We start from the raw sequence: 20,739 nt of genomic DNA, 5'->3' as shown, positions 1-20,739 counted from the left end.
ATGTCTAAGTCAGGAAACCGTTATTTACGTTATTACTTAGTTCAAGCTGCCAACTCTGTAAGACGATATATTCCTGAGTATGAAGCCTATTACCAGAAAAAATATAAAGAAGTACCGAAAACACAACACAAACGAGCCCTCGTCTTAACTGCACGAAAATTAGTGCGTCTGGTGTTTGCACTCCTAAGCGATCACCAACTCTATATCGCAAGATCGGAGGCGATGGAGTCTTAAGAGAAACTATTTCTTAAGGACGACTATCCGAAGACATAAACCGAACGTATTTTCGAATGCGTGGCGGTTTAGTTCAGTGCACCCTTTTTTATGAAATTAGGTTGTCTATTTATAATCTATTCTCTTGACTTACCACCATAATGCTTAATTGAAGCTTAAGTCATGGCTGTTTAATATGCTCCCGTTAGAAAGACATGCTCAAGAATAAAGTTAGCGGTCAGCAGAGCAGGGGAGACAATTGAAACTGACTGATCTACAAAAAAAGACAAGACCGAGTGATCAGTCTTGTCTTTTGAATTAAATTTACCTATGCAATAATTTAGCCTCTAAAAGCTGCACGGTAAACTTCTGCGAGCTCTTTGACTAAAGGCATTTTAGGATTAGCTGTTGTACATTGATCTTCAAATGCACGCTCAGCCATGTCGTCAACAACTGCTTCGAAAGCTTTTTTATCAACGCCGTTATTTTTGATACCCATTGGAATCTCCAGTTCTTTAGCAAGATCATAAATGGCTTTGATCAGACTTTCGACACCTTCTTCAGTCGTGCTGGCTGGAAGATCAAGTGCTTTTGCGATCTCAGCATAGCGTACATCTGCGATAAAGTGCTCATATTTAGGGAAGGCAACGAATTTAGTTGGCTTCTTGGCATTATAGCGGACCACGTGTGGCATAAGGATTGCATTGGCGCGTCCGTGAGCGATGTGGAATTGTGCACCCAGTTTGTGTGCCAGACTGTGGTTGATACCCAGGAATGCATTCGCAAAGGCCATACCGGCAATTGTTGATGCGTTGTGCATCTTTTCTCTAGCTACTTCGTCATCACCATTGTGATAAGCAGCAGGCAGGTGCTTGAATACCAGCTGGATCGCTTTGATTGCCAGACCGTCAGTGTAGTCGTTGGCCATGTTTGACACATAAGCTTCGATCGCATGAGTCAGGACATCCATACCTGTATCAGCTGTAACCACTTTTGGCACACTCATGACAAACTGAGGATCAATAATCGCAACATCCGGAGTCAGCTCGTAGTCTGCCAAAGGATACTTGGTTGATTTTTCAGTATCAGTAATAACGGAGAATGACGTTACTTCAGAACCAGTACCAGATGTTGTAGGGATTGCTACGAACTGTGCTTTCTCTCCAAGAGTAGGGTACTTGTAGACACGTTTTCTGATATCCATAAATTTCTGCTTGATGCCGTTGAAGTCTGTATCTGGGTGCTCGTAGAACAGCCACATTCCTTTAGCTGCGTCCATTGGAGACCCTCCACCCAAGGCGATGATGACATCCGGCTGGAAAGCAGCCATTGCTTCTGCGCCTTTTAGAACTGTTTCTTTAGATGGATCCGGTTCAACATCTGAGAATATTTCGCAGTGAACATACTCCTGGCGGTTACGCAGGTGATACAGGACACGGTCAACATAGCCCAGTTCAACCATCATAGGATCAGTTACAATGAACGCTTTCTTAATGTCGGGCATTTTTGCCAGATACTGAACAGAGTTACGTTCAAAGTACACTTTTGGTGGAATCTTGAACCACTGCATATTGTTTGTACGTTTCGCACGTTTCTTCACATTGATTAAATGCATAGTACTGACGTTAGTTGACACTGAGTTTCCTCCAAACGATCCACATCCTAGAGTTAGAGAAGGGAGATAAGCATTGTAGATGTCACCGATAGCACCTTGAGATGACGGTGCGTTGACAATCAGACGACCCGCTTTCATTCGACTGTCAAACTCGCTGATAACCTGGTCGTCGTTGGAATGGATAACTGCTGAGTGACCTAAACCACCATACGCAAGCATTTCTTCAGCACGTTTGATTCCTTCTTCAGAACTATTGACTTTGTAGGCAGCCAGTACTGGGCTAAGTTTTTCTCGTGAGAGAGGGAAGTCTCTTCCGACACCAGGGTATTCAGCAACAAGAATTTTCGTATCTTCAGGCACGTTTACGTTTGCCATTTTAGCAATCTGATATGCTGAGCGTCCCACGATATCCGGATTCAAGTGATTATCTTCTGAAACCATCAGCTGCTCCACTTTAATGCGTTCCTCTTTAGTCAGGAAGTGGCAGCCGTTGTCAATCAACTGTGATTTCACTTCTTCATATATTTCTTTATCAGCGATGACCGCTTGTTCAGAAGCACAGATCATTCCGTTATCGAATGTTTTGGAAAGAATCAGGTCGTTCGTTGCTCGTTTGACATTTGCAGTCTTTTCAATATAGCAGGGGACATTACCGGCACCAACACCAAGAGCAGGTTTTCCTGAGCTGTAGGCTGATTTAACCATGCCTGATCCGCCAGTTGCAAGAATAGTAGCTACTCCGTCGTGTTTCATCAAAGTCTGTGTCGCTTCGACAGACGGTTTTTCGATCCACTGAATACAGTTTTCCGGTGCACCTGCTTTAACTGCTGCTTCGTAAACAGCACGTGCCGCAGCTGAACTGGATTTCTGAGCAGAAGGGTGGAAAGCGAAAATGATCGGGTTACCTGTTTTAATAGAAATCATAGATTTAAAGATTGTTGTGGAAGTAGGGTTGGTTACTGGTGTAACTCCGGCAATGACACCGACCGGTTCAGCAATTTCAACTGTGCCTTCATGAACGTTCTCATTTATTACACCGATTGTTTTATCATGTTTGATGCTGTGGTAGATGTATTCTGAAGCAAAAAGGTTTTTGATGATTTTATCTTCATATACACCACGACCAGTTTCTTCTACAGCCAGCTTAGCTAAAGGCATATGCTGATCAAGAGCAGCCAGAGCCATTTCCTTCACGATGTTATCGATTTGTTCCTGATCGAGTTTGTACATATTATCGAGAGCTGCTTTAGCTTTCGTGACTAACTGATCGATATCTTTCTGTACATTTGTTACTTTGGTAGTTTTGTCTAGTACTTTGACCATAATGGGTTCCCTCCGTTTAGTTAGTGAAGTATCGAGCAATATTAGATTAAAATAAGTCTTCCTCCAATTCTATCGTCTTATAAAGATGAAAAATGAAGAAAGCTTGTACGCTCAACACTTGAATTGTTTTTATCTTTTTACAAGCACATCATAACACAGTGAAATCGCTTGCTTAAAATGGCAATTGTGTCCGATTTGTGACATATTGTGATTAAACTCACAATATGCACTTGTTGGAGAGTTCCCCCTTTATTGTCGTTAATTGTTCAAATATTCACTTGTATAAAGTGAGTCAATGTGATAAAATGAACATGTAGAAAAACGTGAAAGACAAAGGAGAATCGAGTATGGAAAAGCAACGCACAGATGAGATGACTTTGGAAACTTTATGGGAAGGGTTCAAGGGAAAGAAATGGAAAGATACCATTGATGTCCGTAACTTCATTCAGAGTAACTACACACAGTATGATGGTGATGAGTCGTTCCTTGAAGGCCCAACTAAACACACAGAAGAGCTGTGGGAACAAGTGATGGATCTTAACAAAAAAGAACGTGAAGCAGGCGGAGTCCTTGATATGGATACTTCTATTGTTTCAACAATTACTTCACATGGACCGGCTTATCTGACTAAAGATAAAGAAAAAATTGTCGGATTCCAGACAGACAAACCATTCAAACGTTCACTTCAGCCGTTTGGCGGCATCCGAATGATGGAACAGGCTGCAGAATCATATGGTTTTGAAGTAGATCCTTATCTCTCTCATATCTTCAGAGACTGGAGAAAGACGCATAATGAAGGAGTGTTCAATGCATATACGCCTGAAATGCTAGACGCGAGACGCACAGGTGTCATTACCGGTCTGCCTGATGCCTATGGCCGTGGAAGAATCATCGGTGATTACCGTCGTGTGACGCTGTATGGAGTCGACCGTTTACTAAAAGAGAAAGAAGCGGATAAAGCCCAGTCAGATACTGCTATGATGAGCGAAGATATTATCCGTAAACGTGAAGAACTGAGCGATCAGATAAAAGCTCTTCACGAACTGAAGGAACTGGGTAACATTTACGGATTTGACATCTCACGTCCTGCCGGGACAGCTGTAGAAGCGTTCCAGTGGCTGTATCTTGGTTATCTGGCCGCAATCAAGGAACAGAATGGTGCCGCAATGTCATTAGGCCGCACATCAACTTTCCTTGATATCTATATTGAAAGAGATCTTAAAGAAGGCCTCATGACTGAAGTAGAAGCACAGGAGCTTGTCGATCACTTTGTCATGAAACTGCGTCTTGTAAAATTCGTTCGTACGCCAGAATACAATGAACTGTTTTCAGGTGATCCAACATGGGTAACAGAAGCAATTGCCGGTGTGGGAATCGATGGGCGTCACCTGGTCACTAAGAATAGCTACCGCTTCTTAAACACGCTGAGCAACCTGGGTCCTGCTCCTGAACCTAACTTGACTGTTTTGTGGTCAACTAAGCTTCCGTCAGCATTCAAGAACTACTGCTCTAAAGTATCTATCATAAGCAGTGCGGTACAGTACGAAAATGATGACATCATGCGTGAAGAGTGGGGCGATGACTATGGTATTGCCTGCTGTGTGTCTGCTATGCCGATTGGTAAACAGATGCAGTTCTTTGGAGCTCGTGCAAACCTGGCAAAAGCTTTACTCTATGCCATCAATGGCGGCGTAGATGAAATGAAGAAAACTCAGGTTGCGCCTAAATTCCGTCCGATCACTTCTGAAGTTCTGGATTATGATGAGGTCATGGAAAAATACGACGATATGCTTGACTGGCTTTCAGGCATGTATATCAATACTCTGAACATCATACACTACATGCATGATAAGTACAGCTATGAAAGCATCGAAATGGCTCTTCATGATTCCGAAATTGTCCGTACTATGGCTACCGGAATTGCCGGATTCTCAGTTACAGTCGATTCTCTGTCCGCCATCAAGTATGCAACCGTGAAAACAGTAAGAGATGAAAGTGGCCTAGTTGTCGACTATATCATCGAAGGCGATTATCCTAAGTACGGAAATAATGATGATCGTGCTGACCAGATCGCTGTGGATCTGCTTAAGGCATTCATGAGTAAAGTTAAGAAACACCCAACTTACAGAAATGCAGTACACACAACATCGATCCTGACCATTACTTCAAACGTCGTATACGGTAAAAAGACAGGAAACACACCAGACGGACGTAGAGCAGGCGTGCCATTTGCACCAGGCGCCAATCCGCTTCACGGAAGAGACACAAACGGTGCTCTTGCAAGTCTGAACTCTGTAGCGAAACTGCCATACGATCAGTCGCTTGACGGTATTTCAAATACCTTCTCTATCGTTCCTAAAGCATTAGGAAAAGAAGAGGAGACTCAAAAACGTAATCTCTCAGCAATGCTGGATGGCTATGTCAAAAAAGGTGGGCACCACCTGAACGTCAATGCGCTGAACCGCGAAACACTTGAAAATGCTATGAAGCATCCGGAAGAGTACCCGCAGCTGACGATCCGAGTATCTGGTTATGCGGTAAACTTTATCAAATTGACGAGAGAACAGCAGCTTGATGTATTGAGCAGAACATTCCATGACAATATGTAAGACAAGTCGGTAAGGGACTTATTTATAGGGGGAACAACAAATGGCAGAAAAAACAGTAGGATATGTACATTCGATCGAGACATTCGGTTCACTTGATGGACCGGGCATTCGATTCGTGGTGTTTATGCAGGGGTGTCGTATGCGCTGTGAATTCTGCCATAACCCCGATACGTGGAATATGGGAGGCGGCACGCCGTACACTCCCGAAGAACTGCTCGAAAAAGCGATCGACTATAAGGACTATTGGGGTGAAGAAGGCGGAATTACAGTAAGTGGTGGAGAACCCCTGCTGCATATCGACTTTCTGATCGAACTTTTCAAGCTCGCTAAGGCAGAAGGGATCCATATGTCTTTAGACACCTGTGGTCAACCCTTCACCTATGATGAACCTTTTTTCAGTCGCTTTCAGGAGTTAATGAAGTATACAGACCTTGTTCTGATGGATATCAAGCATATCGACAATGAGATTCATAAAAAATATACGATGCATCCGAATACGAGCATTCTGGATATGGCAAATTACTTGTCAGAAGTAAACGTGCCTATGTGGCTGAGACATGTCCTGGTTCCTGAACGCTCCGATTATGATGAGTATCTTCAGCGGTTGAGCGACTTTATAGATCAGCTGGACAGCGTTGAGAAGGTTGAAGTCCTTCCGTACCATAAACTGGGTGTATACAAGTACAAGGAACTCGGTATTCCCTACAAACTGGAGCATATCGATCCACCAACGGCAGAACGAGTTGAAAATGCCAATCGTATCCTTAAGACTTACAAATATCAGACAAACTGATTTTAAAGAACTTTGCCTGTCTAAGATTCGTTAGACGATAAAGGCAAAGTTCTTTTTGCTTTGATTGAATTTTTCACTAAATTACTATATTCTTATATTAAAGACATTTATCACAAAGGAGAATGACAGTGAGTAAACTATTGATTTTCGGACATCAAAGTCCTGATACTGATGCGATCACTTCTGCCATCAGCTTTTCATATCTTCAGAATCAGTTAGGGAAAAACACAGAGGCCGTTGCTTTAGGAGAGGTTACAGACGAAACAAAATATGCCCTTGATTTCTTCAATACAAAAGCACCAAGAGTCATCTCTTCAGCTTCCGATGAAGTAGATGAAGTCATGCTGGTCGATCACAATGAAGCTCAGCAAAGTGTATCAGATATCGATAAAGTTGATATCATGGCCGTTGTTGATCATCACCGTATTGCCAACTTCCAGACGGCTAATCCTCTTTATTACAGAGCAGAGCCTGTGGGATGCACAAACACCATCATTTTGAAATTATACAAGGAAAATGGGATCGATGTACCTAAAGACATCGCCGGACTGATGCTGTCAGCTATCATTTCAGATACCCTGCTTCTCAAATCACCGACATGCACACCTGAAGATGAAGAAGCAGCTAGAGAGCTTGCTGAGCTGGCAGGTGTCGAGCTTGAAGCATACGGGAAAGATTTGCTGAAAGCCGGTACGAATACGGCCGACAAGTCTGCTGATCAGATTCTGAATTCAGATGCCAAGAACTTTCCGATGGGCGACCTGACTGTTCGCATTGGACAGGTCAATGTGGTCGACGTGGATGAGGTTCTTAACCGTAAGAATGAACTGCTTGAGGAGATGGCTGCTCAAAGTAAAGCTGAGGATTATGATCTGTTTCTACTCGTTATAACAAACGTGCTGGAAAGCGACTCAGTTGCGCTGATTCATGGAGATCAGAAAGCTGAAGCTGCAGAAGCATTTGATAAAGAAGTAGACAATGACCTGATCCTTCTTGAAGGTGTTGTGTCAAGGAAGAAACAAGTTGTTCCTCCATTGACCAAAGCATTAAGTTAGTTAGATGAATGATAAAAGAACACCCCTGCTGGTTTTGAAACTGTCAGCAGGGGTGTTCTGTTGTATTTAAATAGAGTATGACTTTTCATTTGAACACTGGAGTCGTTTCCTAATCAGCTTGAGACCAGTGATCATCCCTGATCCGCTGACTGTGGAAAGAAAGGCGATGGCACCCAGTTTCCCACCTGATCCGTCAAATAGGGAAAAAGCAGCTATGAAGAGTATGCCTGTCAGGACACTTAAAAAGAGCATCTGACGGTAGGTCGATACTCTAACAGGGGATACCATTCCAGTAAAAGTTGCGCAGAAGGCAGCTACGACCACTGTATGGGTTGCGTCTGGGAATAACAAGGCAATGACCAGCCCTACTAAAGCGGAAGCTGTCACAGCATCCATCTCTAGGGCTTTCTGAAGAACATAGGTAGCCATGCCAGCGATTATGACAAACAGTAAAACAAGGAAGTATAAATTTCTGGAAAGTGGATCTATTGTTCTCAAAGGTGTACCTATAAGTGCAGAAGCACTGTAGGTTCCAGCAAAGGCCATGAATCCAAGTTTTCCTCCATAGCCAACAAAAATATTGGATGAGAGAATAAACAAGGCACCTGAAATGATGCTGGCAAGCAGAAGTGAAAGAGGGTTTGAAAAAATAATGCTGCACGCCATACCTATAAAAGATCCACAGTAAATTGCTGCTGCGTATTTTCTGACTGCCCATGCTCCTGCAAGCCCTACGGTACTGGATGCAAGCACACCGCCTATTCCAAATGAATGGTTTAAGAAAAAGGTCAGGTAGGTGCCTCCTGTCAGAGCCAGAAGTGTGTATGCGGAACTGCTTGCCAAGGTAGCCGCATTGGTTTTGACAGTACCTTTTAAATCAGTCCATTCCGTTCGTATCTGGAACAGTAAAGAAAAGGCTGAGAGGGCCACAATAGCGAACAGAAAGATATTCAAGTTTTGAATGGTACTGGATAACATCGACTGAAAGATAAGCAGAGCGGTCAGAATCAAAAATATAAAACTAGCCAAGGTAATCACTGTATTCGCTCCTTCTTAGTGAGTTAATTCACATGAAAAGGTAAAAAAAGATGCGGATTAAGTAAGTAATCGCTATCTCCTATATTGTGAGTGTATCATAAACAACCAATAAAATAAAACTTTTTTCACAAAATCATTTAAAATAGCAATTTATTAAACTGTTGTCATATTATTCTAACGTTTTACTTCTTTAGTACAGTTGTTTACAAGCAGTGGGGAGGTTTGTTATCAGATAGAGAGCAATTTGGGGCGTTGGTAGATTCTGTTCTGGTTATAGTGTTCAAGCCACCGGAATTTAAGGACTATATTGAGAAAAAAATAAGCAATGAGAGCCCCTATCTCTATTGGGTCTCCCATTGCTTTTACGAATTATACAAGGTGTTTTTTGTCTCTAGAATAGTATTTAGTATGGAATGAACTCTTCCACAAAAGTTTCCTTGTTGAAAGCAGCCATCTGCTGTGAGAAGGATCCGGCACCGTGTTCAGTAAACCAGTCAAAGCGCAGCTGGTCGTTATACAAGACCACTTTATCTCCTACAGAGACAGACTCATCGATTTCGACAAGCAGGTGGCTCATCATCATTACTCTTATTGGATAAGACTGGTCATTGATCAGTACAGGGAAGTCTCTTCTAGACAGGATCAGTCCATTACCATACCCGATATCGCAAACTGCCAGTCGGGTAGGTTTTTCTGCTCTGAAAGCTGCAGAATATCCGGCATTCTGTCCAGCCGGCACATCGGTAATTTCTATCACGTTAGCGGTGACTTCAACGGTCTGCATGGCGATCACTTCATCCAGCCCTTGATAATATGGACGTGTCCCGTAGAGAATGACGCCTCCGCGGATATGTGTATGACCCTCGTGCAGGCCTTCTCTTAAAAAGGACGCACTATTCTGCGCATGGATATAGGTCAAATCAGATAAATGGTCATTTAGATCCTTCAGCACAGCCTGCCAGTTTGCCACCTCATTAGCATGACGGTCTGTTTCGAAATCATCAGCATAAGCAAAATGAGTCCAGATACCATTAACATCAAGCAGGTCATCTTCCAATACCGTCAGCATATCTTTAGAAGAAGTAAAGCCCAGTCGATTCAGATCATTTCTGAACACCAGTTGTACCGACAGTCCTTCGAGCTCATCTCTATAGGTTGAGTAAAATTCGAAGGAGGGGACGGACAAGGTGATGTCATGCTGTCTTAGTTCATCAAATGCAGTTGACGGATCGAGAAGGAGCACCAGGACATTCGGGTCATAACTCCTGAGACGTTTGGCTTCTTTCAGGTTAGTCGTAGCAAATGCCCGGATTCCTCCATGGTAGAAGGCATCGAAGGTGTCTTTCAATCCAAAGTTATACGCATCGTTTTTAACAATTGCGATCGTCTGGACCTGACTCTGAATGCTCCGCGCCTGTTCAGCCAGCCGTTTCTGATTTCTGATCAATCGTGCTGTCATGTCAAAGCTCCTAATGTATGAAGGATTGACTGATAGTAGTGCACCCCTTTTTCTAGCATCGATTCGTCAAAATTGAACAATGCAGTATGGAGGCCATGGATGTATCCTTTTTCTTCATTTCTGACACCTAGAAAAGCGAAGTTCGTTTTGGCAATAGACGAATAAAATGAGAAGTCCTCACCAAAGAGATAAGGTTCTTTCAGTAATTCTAGAGATAAGTTAGCCCGTCTGCTGCTTTCTGTCACAGTATCTATCAGTTCATCATTATTGTAGACTGAAGGATACCCTTTAGCCAAAGTCAGCTTGGATTCAGTTTTGTATAATGAATCGGTTGCACTGATGATTTCTTCCATTTTAACTTTTATGCGTTCAAGGTCTTCTGGATCGTATGTGCGAATCGTACCTTCAATATAGCCTTCTGACGCAACCGTATTAATGGCTTCTCCGGCATAGAGTTTTCCAATATGAAGAATATTCTGATGTAGCCCGTTCAGAAAGTAGTGCTGAACTTGTGAGAGTTGTGTTGCAATCTGAGTCACTGCGCCAAGTGCACTGTTACCCTTATCTTTCTGAGCCACGTGAGCAGACAGTCCTTTAACACGAATACGGTATTCAGTTGCACTAGCCATCAGAAAACCTGGTTTAGTCGCCAGGGTGCCTTCCGGAATATCCGGACCGAGGTGCAGACCGTATATCTGTGAAACGTGGTATTCTTCGAAAGGAAAAGCTTGAATCAGTGCATCGGCACCGGCATTTGATTCTTCAGACGGCTGGAAAATCAGCAAGACATTCTTGTGTAAATGCCCCGCGTCATGCTGTTCCTTGAGCCATTCGGCAAAAGTAAGAAGAATAGAAGCGTGCCCATCATGACCGCATGCATGCATTGCACCTTCATGGGATGATCGATAAGGCAGATCTGTTTCTTCCTTTATCGGTAGCGCATCGATATCTGCTCTGAACCCGATCGTTTCTTTGTCATCAGAAGTCCCTTTGAAATAGACGACCGTAGCTGTTTCCAAAGGTTCGAAGTAGGGAATGTCCAGATAGCTGAGCTGCTGTCTTATATAGTTGGTTGTTTTAAATTCCTTAAAGGACAGCTCCGGAATTTGATGTAGGAACTGTCTGTGTTTTATAGCTCTTTCTAGTAAATCAGTCATGTCATCCTCCAGTTGATTCGGACAGTCTGCAGATGTCTCTTATTTATGATCAGAATTGCATTAGTTAGGTTGGTGCATTAGATGAGGTTAAGTTGTGCTACTCTTATTTCTTCAACTGTCTAAGTGCAGAAATAATAGCCACTTTATCCGATTCGACTTCATCTGTGTTTTTGATCTTGCGGGCAGGGACACCGGCAACGACAGTGTTTTCGGGAACATCTTCTGTGACGATGGCACCTGCAGCAACGACTGAGCCTTTACCGATCGTAACGCCTTCAAGTACAACAGCATTAGCACCAATTAGTACGTTGTCTTCAACGACGACGGGTTTAGCGCTGGCTGGCTCGATGACTCCTGAGAGAACGGCACCGGCTCCAACGTGAACATTCTTACCGGTAATCGCACGACCACCAAGAATAGCACCCATGTCGATCATAGTTCCTTCTCCGACGACAGCACCGATATTTATGACTGCGCCCATCATAATGACTGCACTGTCACCGATGACCGCATGTTCTCTGATGAATGAACCCGGTTCGATGCGGGCATTGACTTCTGTTGCATCGAGTAATGGAATGGCTGAATTACGACGATCCTGCTCAATGACCAGATCAGCTAATGCGTCACTGTTTTCATTGAAGAAGGGTTTCCAGTCGTTCAAGTCAGTGAAAATTGTATAGCTGCCTTCAGATCCGAAGACTTTGAACGTATCGGGAAATTCGTCTTTCTTCATAGATGTGTTCACATATATTTTTAGAGGGGTCGTCTTTTCTGAGTCACTGATGTACTGGATGATTTCTTTTGCGCTGAATTCTTTCATTATTTACACTCCTAAATTATTGTAGGTATAAAACCCATTAGTTTTGTTGATCAGTTTTTCGGCCACTGTCAAGGCACCGTTGGCGAAAATGTCTTTGGATTGAGCCGTATGCTTGATGGAAATGACTTCATCCACACCCGCAAACAGGACTTCGTGTTCACCGACGATCGTTCCGCCGCGGATGGTGGAAATGCCGATGTCTTTCTTGTCTCTTTTTTCGGTGACCTGACTGCGGTCGTAAACTTCCTTGGCATCCTGACGGCCGTTATCCTTGATCGCATCAAGCAGCTTGATTAATGTTCCGCTTGGCGCATCGATTTTTTTATTATGGTGCTTTTCGATCATTTCGATATCGTAAGCGTCCATAAGCGGTGCGATGTGCTCGAGCAGTTGAGTGACGATATGCACCCCATAGCTCATGTTGGCAGAAAAGAAGACTGGAGCGGACTCCGCCTTTTCCTGCATCAATTTGACCAGAGTATCTTTTTCTCCGGTCGTCGCAATGACCATTGGGATAGTCAAATCAGACTGCAGCATGCGCTTGGTCAGATCCGGATGAGAAAAGTCGATCAGAACGTCCGCTTCAGGCAGCTGATCATCAAAGGATGTGAAAAGAGGGTAAGGGCAGTTCTCTTCTTCGACTGGTGTGATCACACCGGCGATCGAATGCCCGCCTTTTTCCGCCAGTGCAGCGACACGTTTATTCATTGCGCCATAACCGACTAACAACAGCTTCATATTACCCGTCCTTTCTGATGGAATCAAACAAGCTGATCAGCACGTCTGAATCTTTTTCTTCCAATTTTACAAGAGGCAGTCTCATTTCGTATTCGCCATAACCCAGGTGACTGACAAGAACCTTGATAGGAATAGGATTGACATCCACACCTAATGCATCCACTAACGGGAAAAGCAGCTGATGGGTCTCAAGGGCTGCTTTGTGATCAGTAGTCGCCTGCTCAAACAATTTTTGGTATTCATTTGGCAAGGCATTGGCCAGTACTGAGATGATACCATGCCCGCCCTGTGCGAAGTAGGGAAGAGCCAGGTCATCGTTTCCACTGTAGAAAGAGAAGTTGTCGTCCACGACGGCCTGAAGCCGGCTGAAGTGCGCAAAGTCGCCTGTAGCATCTTTCAAGGCAACGATATTATCGTGTTTAGCCAGAAGCTGAAGTGTTTCAGGAGCAATCGTCATGCCGGTACGAGACGGGACATCGTATAAGACGACAGGAATCGACACGGCATCTGCAACGGCTGTAAAGTGTGCCACAAGACCTTTCTGACTGGTCTTGTTGTAGTAAGGCGTAATAACGAGCAGGGCATCGACACCAAGGTCTTCTGCTTCCTTGGATGCAGCGATCGTCTGAGCTGTATTGTTCGATCCTGTTCCGGCAATGACTGGAATATCTTTGTCGGCTACTTCTAGAGCAATCTTCAGACAATTGCGTTTTTCTTCTGCTGTCAGAGTTGAGCCTTCACCAGTTGTTCCATTGATGACAAAAGACTGGATGCTGTTTTCTTTCAAAAACTTAAGGTGAGCACGTAATGCATCGTAATCAACAGCACCGTCAACCAAAGGGGTCGTGACTGCTGCAGCTGCTCCAGTAAATAAACGGGTCATATCAGTTTTCCTCTCCTTTAATCAGTTGGTCAAGTATCTGAACGGCATTCCACGCGGCGCCTTTCAGTATATTGTCGCTTACTGACCATAAATGATACGAGTTCGGCAGACTTGGATCTTTTCTGATCCGTCCGACGTAAACGCCTTTTTTATGAGCAGCATCAAGCGGTGTAGGGTAAATTTCGTTCTCAGGGTCATCCATCAGTACAACAGAAGGAAAGCCTTCGAGCGATTGTCTGATTTCTTCCACACTTACTTCTTTTTCCAGTGTCACGTTCATGGCTACTGCATGTGCATGCGGAACGGGGACACGAACGCATGTTGCCGTCACGTCTAAATCGGGCTGATTCAGTATTTTCTGTGTTTCCTTGATCATTTTCTGTTCTTCTTTAGTATAGCCGTCTTCCATAAAGACATCGATCTGTGGAATGACGTTGTGATAGATTGGGTGGTTGTAGTTCTGAGGTTTTTCTCCTTTTTCTCCGCGGTCCAAATCCTCTATCCCTTTCCAGCCGGACCCTGATACAGACTGATAGGTTGTATAGGCGACACGAGTGACACCGAAATTATCGGCTAAAGGCTTCAAGGGGACCACAGACTGAATAGTGGAGCAGTTTGGATTGGCAATCAGCTTACGCTTCAATGATGCGCGGTTGACCTCTGGAACGACCAGGTCTACTGAATCATCCATTCTCCAGGCACTAGAGTTATCAATGATGACTGCACCTGTTTCTTCAAAGATAGGAGCGTACTCGAGACTTGTTCCTCCTCCGGCAGACATCAACACGTAATCATACTGACTGTTTCTGACGTGTTCTTCTGTCAGTTCTTCTACTATATACGTGTTTCCTTTAAAGGTTACTTCTTTTCCAGCTGAACGGGCTGATGAATACAGGGTAAGGGAATCAAAAGGAATCGATTCCTCGTCCAGGAGCTGAAGCATGGTCTGACCGACTAAGCCAGTTGCTCCAACTAGAGCTAGTGATACCATAGTTAAATCATCCTTTCGCTTTTCTTATAAATCAAATGTCTGACAGAGTATACGTGTGGCTTTTTCACCGTTTTCTCCATCGACTACATAGGAGACACTAATTTCTGAGGTGGTGACCTGATAGAAGGGGATATCAGATTCTATCAAGGTCTTGAAAATTTTTGATGCGATACCAGTCATGTCTCTCATTCCAGCCCCGATGACTGATACTTTGCAGTAAGTTGTTTCGATTTTAACATAGAGATGATCATAATCCGACTTAAGCGAGTCGAATAGTTCGTTAAGTTCTCTTTCTTCAGATTCCTTGAATGTAAATGACAGCTGAAGGCCATCCTGATTCTGAATCTGAGAAATCATATCGATATTGATTTCAGCTTCTTCCAGTTTGATGAACAAGTCATGCAGGAAGGACTGACTTTCGTTAGGGTAGGTGATAGTGACGTGGGCCATCTCTTTGTCCAGAGCTACACCTGTCACGGCTTTTCTTTCAAGCATTTGATCATTCGGCACGATCCATGTTCCTTTCTCATTAGAGAGTGTTTTTCCAAGATAAATAGGGATATTGTGATTATTGGCCAGTTCCACGCTTCTAGTCTCCAGTACACAGGCACCAAGAGCTGACATTTCCATCATTTCTTCAAAAGAGATCGTGTCCCAACGCTTGGCTTCAGGGTAAACACGAGGATCTGTAGAAAAGACTCCAGTCACATCGGTGTAAATCTCACATGGGCAGTCAAGAGCAGATGCAATGGCTACAGCTGTCGTGTCGGATCCGCCTCTGCCAAGGGTCGTCAGTTCACCGGCCTTATTGAATCCTTGAAATCCGGCTACAATCAGTATGTTCTGCTCTTCAAACAATTGTTCAAGCAGATCAGTCTTGATTGATGAAATCTTACTTTTAAGGTGCTTGCCGATCGTTTCGATGCCGGCCTGGTAGCCTGTAAGAGGCTTCGCATTGACATTCAGATCATTGAGTGCCAGAGACAGGAATGAAATGGTCTGCTGTTCACCTGTCGTCAGAAGCATCGCTAGGTCTTTGTCATTCGGTTTAGATGTCAGTTCATTAACTGATGCCAGAAGCTGGTCAGTAGTCTTTCCCATAGCAGAGACAACGACAACCAGCTGCTCGTCAGCTTCTACACGCTCCTTAATGTACTGCGCAATATTTTTTATTTTTGAGAAGTCGGCCACACTTGATCCACCGAACTTTAGTACACTTCTTTTCATAGGCGCTCCTTTATCAGATTGGATAAAACGGAATGCTTTAACCGTGCAGCTTTTTGACTAAAAAAAAACAAGCCGGGAATGCCGACTTGTTTTAAATAACCTATCATAAACAAGTGGAAGCACTCCGTTAAGCACACGCTATACGGCAGTCTGCATATTGTTCATATGCAACCCAACAACTTATCCTCTGTAAATAACAAGTCATTTCGGCAGATTTCCCTTTCCTTATTTCAGACTTACAGGTCTTTATGAAATAAGTACTCATGATTTCCGCACCTCATCCAGTTCTAATCTTTAATTGTATAATTTTAATGTTCCTGAGTAATAGCTTATCAAATATGCTTAGAGATGTAAAATGATATTTTGAATTAATTGCATTTTCTCTATTAAAGACTCGACAGTCCCTTTTTATAAAGTGAATGAATTTGAATGAAAATGACCGTTAAATATTGTTTGTGAACGTTTCATATGGTAAAATCAGTTGTGAAGAGGTGAGGTAAGTGCTTACAGAAGACAGATATGCTTATATACTGAAGATGCTGAATGAAAAAAATACGATCACAGTACAAGAACTGATCGATCAACTTAACCATTCTGAATCCACAATTAGACGGGACTTGACCGAGCTTGAAAATCAGGACAGGCTGGTACGTATTCATGGAGGAGCCAGAAGAAAGCGTCTGCCTGCTGATGAGGCTTCTATGGAAGACAAAACAGTCAAAAACACTCATGAGAAGCAGGCGATAGCCAGAAAAGCAATTGCACTGATTGAAGAACATGAGGTGGTTTTTCTGGACGCATGGTCGACAACCTATGAGATGATACCACTGCTTGCGGATAAGGATATTACGGTAGTAACGAATGGTGTGCCCCATGCAGCACGTCTGGCCGATTACCAGATCGAAGCGATACTTATCGGCGGGCGCATCAAGAAACGGACAAAAGCGGTCATCGGTTCAGTTGCGGCAGATCAGCTGGGAGAATACCATTTTACCAAAGCATTCTTGGGTATGAATGGTGTCGATCCAGAAGCAGGCTTTACTACACCGGATGTTGAAGAGGCAGCTGTGAAGAAAAAAGCCATCCGACAGTCAAATGCGACGTATGTATTAGCAGACCCGACTAAATTTAATGAAGTCACGTTTGCTAAAGTGGCAGACATAGACGATTGTGCAGTCATTACCACATCTCTTGCAGAAGAACATAGAACAGTCGCAGAATTAACTAAAGTAATAGAGGTGAACTTATGATTTATACGGTGACACTCAATCCATCGATCGATTATGTCATCTTTCCAGATGAACAGATCAGACTAGGTGATTTGAACCGTTTTGATAAAAGCCAGAAATTCCCTGGAGGTAAAGGAATCAACGTTTCTCGCGTACTCAAAGCTCTCGACAAACCTTCTATCGCGCTAGGCTACATTGGAGGGTTTCCGGGTGCATTCATAAAAGAGACGCTTGAAAGTCAGACAATCAGTACACGGTTCATAGAAGTTAACGATGACACACGAATCAATGTCAAAATCAAAGGATCTGAAGAAACTGAGCTTAACGGTTCAGGTCCAATGATTTCCAGAGATGACCAGAATCGTCTTCTCGACCAGATGTCCGATCTGAATCAAGGAGATATCGTCATTCTATCAGGCAGTAAACCAGGTGGGATGCCGGATGATTTTTATCAGGTTCTGATTGAACGGATTAATGAGAAACAGGCTGAATTCGTCATAGACACGACGGGTAAAGAACTGATGGATGCTCTCGGCAATCAGCCGCTGCTCGCCAAGCCTAATATTCACGAACTCGAGGCACTGTATTCGACGCGTATCGATTCGAATGAAAAGCTGATCCATTACGGAAAAGAGCTAGTAAGCAAAGGAGCCAAGCACGTAATCGTGTCCATGGGCAAAGACGGTGCTGTTCTGTTTACTAAGGATGAAATTTATCACGGAAAAGCAGAAGAAGGTCAGCTGGTAAATTCTGTCGGAGCAGGTGATTCGATGGTAGCCGGATTTACAGGTGTATACAGCGACACGCAGGATGCGAAAGAAGCGTTCCGTTACAGCGTAGCCTGTGGAACAGCTACGGCTTTTAATACAGACTTGGCAACAGAAAAAGACATACAGGCCGTTCTGAAAACCGTAACGGTCGAAAAATGGGAGGAAAAGTAAATGCAGATCAATGATGTATTGAGAAAAGATTTAATGATCATGGACCTTGAAGCGACTTCTAAAGAAGCCGTTATCGATGAAATGATCCAGCGACTTGCTGAGAAAAATGTAATCAGTGACGTAGAAACATTCAAGACAGGAATCATGAACCGGGAAAGTCAGACCTCTACAGGACTGGGTAATGGGATTGCCATGCCTCACGCCAAGAACAAAGCGGTAAAAGAACCAGCTGTTCTTTTTGCCAAATCATCTAAAGGTGTAGAGTATGAAGCGCTGGATAACCAGCCCGTTGAACTGTTCTTTATGATTGCAGCTCCTGAAGGCGGAAACGACCTTCACCTTCAAGTTCTGGCATCTCTTTCCAGAAAGCTTGTCGACGAGTCAGTTGTATCGAACCTTAAGCAAGTTCGTACCCCTGAAGAAGTACAGAATATCTTTAAAGAAGATGAAGAAGAACAAGTCGTTAGAGAAAAAACGGCTAAGAATGCAGGAAGCGACCAGAAATTTGTTGTCGCTGTAACAGCTTGTCCTACTGGAATTGCCCATACCTATATGGCAGAAGATGCATTGAAGCGAAAAGCAGCTGAGATGGGTGTTGAGATCCGTGTAGAAACGAACGGTACGGACGGAGCGAAGAACAAGTTGACGGCTGAAGAAATCAAACGAGCTGACGGCGTCATCGTTGCTGCAGACAAGAAAGTGGACATGGCTCGATTCAACGGAAAACCTGTATTGCAGCGTCCGGTTTCCGAGGGCATCAATAAGCCCGAAGAATTGATCACACGTGCCGTTGCAGGTAATGCACCTATTTTTCAGGCAGAAGGGTCATCAGCTTCAAGCGATGCCGATGATACTGAACGAGGCAGCGGCTGGCAGTCGATCTATAAAGACCTGATGAACGGGGTGTCTCATATGCTCCCATTCGTCGTTGGTGGAGGAATTCTCCTGGCTCTGTCATTCTTATTCGAAGCACAGCTAGGTGATGACAGTATTCTATTTACTTCACTTAATTCGATCGGTGGATCTGCCTTTACGTTCCTGATCCCGATTCTGGCTGGATACATTGCCTACAGTATTGCTGATCGTCCGGGACTCCTTCCAGGTATGGCAGGTGGACTGCTTGCAGTAGAAAGCGATGCAGGGTTCCTTGGTGGACTAGTAGCCGGTTTCGTTGCTGGTTATGTCATGAACCTGATCAAGAAATCACTAAAAAATGTACCAAAAACTTTCGAAGGACTTAAATCTATTCTTCTTTACCCAGTATTAGGACTGCTAGCAGTTGGTCTTCTCATGTTCTTCCTGATAGGTCCATTCTTTGCCGTCATTAACAATGCAATGATCGGTTTCCTGGAAAATCTAGGAACGGGTAATGCGGTGATTTTAGGTGCTGTTCTGGGTGGAATGATGGCCGTTGATATGGGTGGCCCTGTCAATAAAGCAGCTTATGCTTTCTCTATTGGTATTTTTGGAGACACAGGTGATGGAAGCTTAATGGCTGCGGTTATGGTCGGAGGAATGATTCCACCATTAGCTATCGCTATTTCTACTTTGTTATTTAAATCCAAATTTACTGATATCGAACGTCAATCTGGACTATCTAACTTTGTACTAGGTGCATCGTTTATTACCGAAGGAGCCATTCCATTTGCAGCAGCTGACCCAATGAGAGTCATCGGATCATCCATACTCGGTGCAGCCATTGGTGGTGGACTGACTCAATTATGGAACGTTACAGTACCAGCACCTCACGGCGGCCTCTTCGTAATCGGAATCGGTGAAAATCCGTTATTCTTCGTTGCTGCTCTGCTTATCGGTTCTATCATATCTGCAGTTGTATTAGGGTTGTGGAAAAAAGACGTATCTCAGTCATCAGCAAACATTGAAGCAGACGAACTCGTATAATATATAAATAATACATTGATCCTGCCTTTTAATTAGGGGCAGGATCATTTTTGGTGCGCCCGGCATGGGCGACAACTTGGTGGTGAAAGTCCACTACAGGCTTTGCAGTAGGAACTGTTAGTGAATGACAAGGGTGTCCACCGTGAGGTGGAATCTGAAGGAAGTCGGACGCAAAAGCTCGCACTGACGAACAGAAACTCCATACTAAGGCTGAATCAGGACGGATGAGCTTGCCAAACAAAGCGAAGTCCAATACTGCACGAATCCTGTACAGTAAATGGAGCAGTGACATGAGCGGAAGGTTGTCGTTCTTACCCGGGGAGATCTCATCAACGAGATAATTTCGTAGTAACAACGAATGATGAGAAGTCAGCCAATTTTTTTGTGACGAGTAATCGCAGGAACAGACGTCATAGTACTAGCCTTATGGCTAGGAAGGACAGAACAATAACAATTTTGGAAATCAAGGAGGTGGATACGCCACCAGTATCGCAGCCAACATCGTGATTAAGTTCGTAGAGATGGCTACCTACAGAAGGATAAGCTGGAAGCAAAGAATATGTAGGAGTGCGTAGGGGCGTAACGCAGATATGAACAGACAAAATGATATCTCACTTATTGACCGAGTAGTCAGTAAAAACAACATGGAAAGAGCTATTCAAAAAGTCCTTAAAAACAAAGGAGCTCCCGGTGTAGACGAGATGACCGTTTATGAATTAGAGGAGCATATGCAGACCTATGGGTCA

Annotated in this window: 16 protein-coding genes and 1 riboswitch; of the genes, 7 read left to right on the top strand and 9 right to left on the bottom strand. The window is 43.8% G+C overall.

Features of this window, described 5'->3' with window-relative positions:
* Window positions 1–234 (top strand): transposase (locus tag BLR76_RS07975; protein WP_143009217.1); only part of this gene is annotated, 234 nt, incomplete at its 5' end.
* 319 nt (window positions 235–553) lie between these two features.
* On the opposite strand, the gene adhE is transcribed toward BLR76_RS07975, so the two are convergent.
* The gene (adhE, locus tag BLR76_RS07970; protein WP_091267754.1) at window positions 554–3,151 is read right to left on the bottom strand and encodes a bifunctional acetaldehyde-CoA/alcohol dehydrogenase; all 2,598 of its coding nucleotides are present in this window, start codon (window positions 3,149–3,151) and stop codon (window positions 554–556) included.
* Between the two features lie 347 nt (window positions 3,152–3,498).
* Between adhE and pflB the strand changes: the two genes are divergently transcribed.
* The 3 genes from pflB (at window position 3,499) to BLR76_RS07955 (ending at window position 7,608) form a co-directional block, all read left to right on the top strand.
* Complete coding sequence (gene pflB / locus BLR76_RS07965) at window positions 3,499–5,760, top strand: formate C-acetyltransferase (protein ID WP_091267750.1); 2,262 nt, start codon at window positions 3,499–3,501, stop codon at window positions 5,758–5,760.
* Between the two features lie 40 nt (window positions 5,761–5,800).
* On the top strand, window positions 5,801–6,553 hold the full coding sequence (gene pflA / locus BLR76_RS07960) for a pyruvate formate-lyase-activating protein (protein ID WP_091267748.1): 753 nt from the start codon (window positions 5,801–5,803) through the stop codon (window positions 6,551–6,553).
* Window positions 6,554–6,681: 128 nt separating this feature from the next.
* Window positions 6,682–7,608 (top strand): manganese-dependent inorganic pyrophosphatase, encoded by a 927-nt coding sequence (locus BLR76_RS07955; protein WP_091267745.1) that lies wholly within the window; start codon window positions 6,682–6,684, stop codon window positions 7,606–7,608.
* Between the two features lie 66 nt (window positions 7,609–7,674).
* Here BLR76_RS07955 and BLR76_RS07950 read toward each other — a convergent pair whose 3' ends face one another.
* The 8 genes from BLR76_RS07950 to BLR76_RS07915 form a co-directional block, all read right to left on the bottom strand.
* Window positions 7,675–8,646: a hypothetical protein gene (locus BLR76_RS07950; RefSeq protein WP_091267743.1), complete on the bottom strand. Its 972-nt coding sequence runs from the start codon at window positions 8,644–8,646 to the stop codon at window positions 7,675–7,677.
* Between the two features lie 403 nt (window positions 8,647–9,049).
* On the bottom strand, window positions 9,050–10,105 hold the full coding sequence (locus BLR76_RS07945; protein WP_091267741.1) for an alanine racemase: 1,056 nt from the start codon (window positions 10,103–10,105) through the stop codon (window positions 9,050–9,052).
* Window positions 10,102–11,262 (bottom strand): M20 metallopeptidase family protein, encoded by a 1,161-nt coding sequence (locus BLR76_RS07940; RefSeq protein WP_091267738.1) that lies wholly within the window; start codon window positions 11,260–11,262, stop codon window positions 10,102–10,104. Before BLR76_RS07940 ends, BLR76_RS07945 begins: the two co-directional genes overlap by 4 nt.
* 103 nt (window positions 11,263–11,365) lie before the next feature.
* Window positions 11,366–12,082, bottom strand: coding sequence for a 2,3,4,5-tetrahydropyridine-2,6-dicarboxylate N-acetyltransferase (gene dapD / locus BLR76_RS07935; RefSeq protein WP_218121422.1), 717 nt, complete (start codon window positions 12,080–12,082; stop codon window positions 11,366–11,368).
* Window positions 12,083–12,085: 3 nt separating this feature from the next.
* Entirely contained in the window at window positions 12,086–12,820 is a 735-nt protein-coding gene (gene dapB / locus BLR76_RS07930) for a 4-hydroxy-tetrahydrodipicolinate reductase (protein ID WP_091267733.1), read from the bottom strand.
* 1 nt (window position 12,821) lies between these two features.
* Window positions 12,822–13,703: a 4-hydroxy-tetrahydrodipicolinate synthase gene (dapA, locus tag BLR76_RS07925; RefSeq protein ID WP_091267730.1), complete on the bottom strand. Its 882-nt coding sequence runs from the start codon at window positions 13,701–13,703 to the stop codon at window positions 12,822–12,824.
* A 1-nt stretch (window position 13,704) separates the two neighbouring features.
* Window positions 13,705–14,694, bottom strand: a complete 990-nt coding sequence (locus BLR76_RS07920; RefSeq protein ID WP_091267728.1) for an aspartate-semialdehyde dehydrogenase — start codon at window positions 14,692–14,694, stop codon at window positions 13,705–13,707.
* Window positions 14,695–14,718: 24 nt separating this feature from the next.
* Window positions 14,719–15,921, bottom strand: coding sequence for an aspartate kinase (locus BLR76_RS07915; protein WP_091267725.1), 1,203 nt, complete (start codon window positions 15,919–15,921; stop codon window positions 14,719–14,721).
* 109 nt (window positions 15,922–16,030) lie between these two features.
* Window positions 16,031–16,210: riboswitch (Lysine riboswitch) on the bottom strand.
* A gap of 211 nt (window positions 16,211–16,421) precedes the next feature.
* Between BLR76_RS07915 and BLR76_RS07910 the strand changes: the two genes are divergently transcribed.
* From BLR76_RS07910 to BLR76_RS07900, 3 genes are read left to right on the top strand one after another with little or no spacing between them, the layout of a single operon-like run.
* Window positions 16,422–17,171 (top strand): DeoR/GlpR family DNA-binding transcription regulator, encoded by a 750-nt coding sequence (locus tag BLR76_RS07910; protein ID WP_091267722.1) that lies wholly within the window; start codon window positions 16,422–16,424, stop codon window positions 17,169–17,171.
* Window positions 17,168–18,091: a 1-phosphofructokinase gene (gene pfkB, locus BLR76_RS07905; RefSeq protein WP_091267720.1), complete on the top strand. Its 924-nt coding sequence runs from the start codon at window positions 17,168–17,170 to the stop codon at window positions 18,089–18,091. Before BLR76_RS07910 ends, pfkB begins: the two co-directional genes overlap by 4 nt.
* Window positions 18,092–19,993 carry a PTS fructose transporter subunit IIABC gene (locus BLR76_RS07900; RefSeq protein ID WP_091267717.1) on the top strand — a complete coding sequence of 634 codons (1,902 nt, stop codon included), beginning with the start codon at window positions 18,092–18,094 and terminating at the stop codon, window positions 19,991–19,993. It abuts the gene before it with no gap.
* The last annotated feature ends 746 nt before the right edge of the window (window positions 19,994–20,739 follow it).

Origin of the sequence: Alkalibacterium thalassium (assembly GCF_900101165.1) — a bacterium.
Lineage (GTDB): Bacteria > Bacillota > Bacilli > Lactobacillales > Carnobacteriaceae_A > Alkalibacterium > Alkalibacterium indicireducens.
This window is presented reverse-complemented; position numbering and strand designations above follow the sequence as displayed.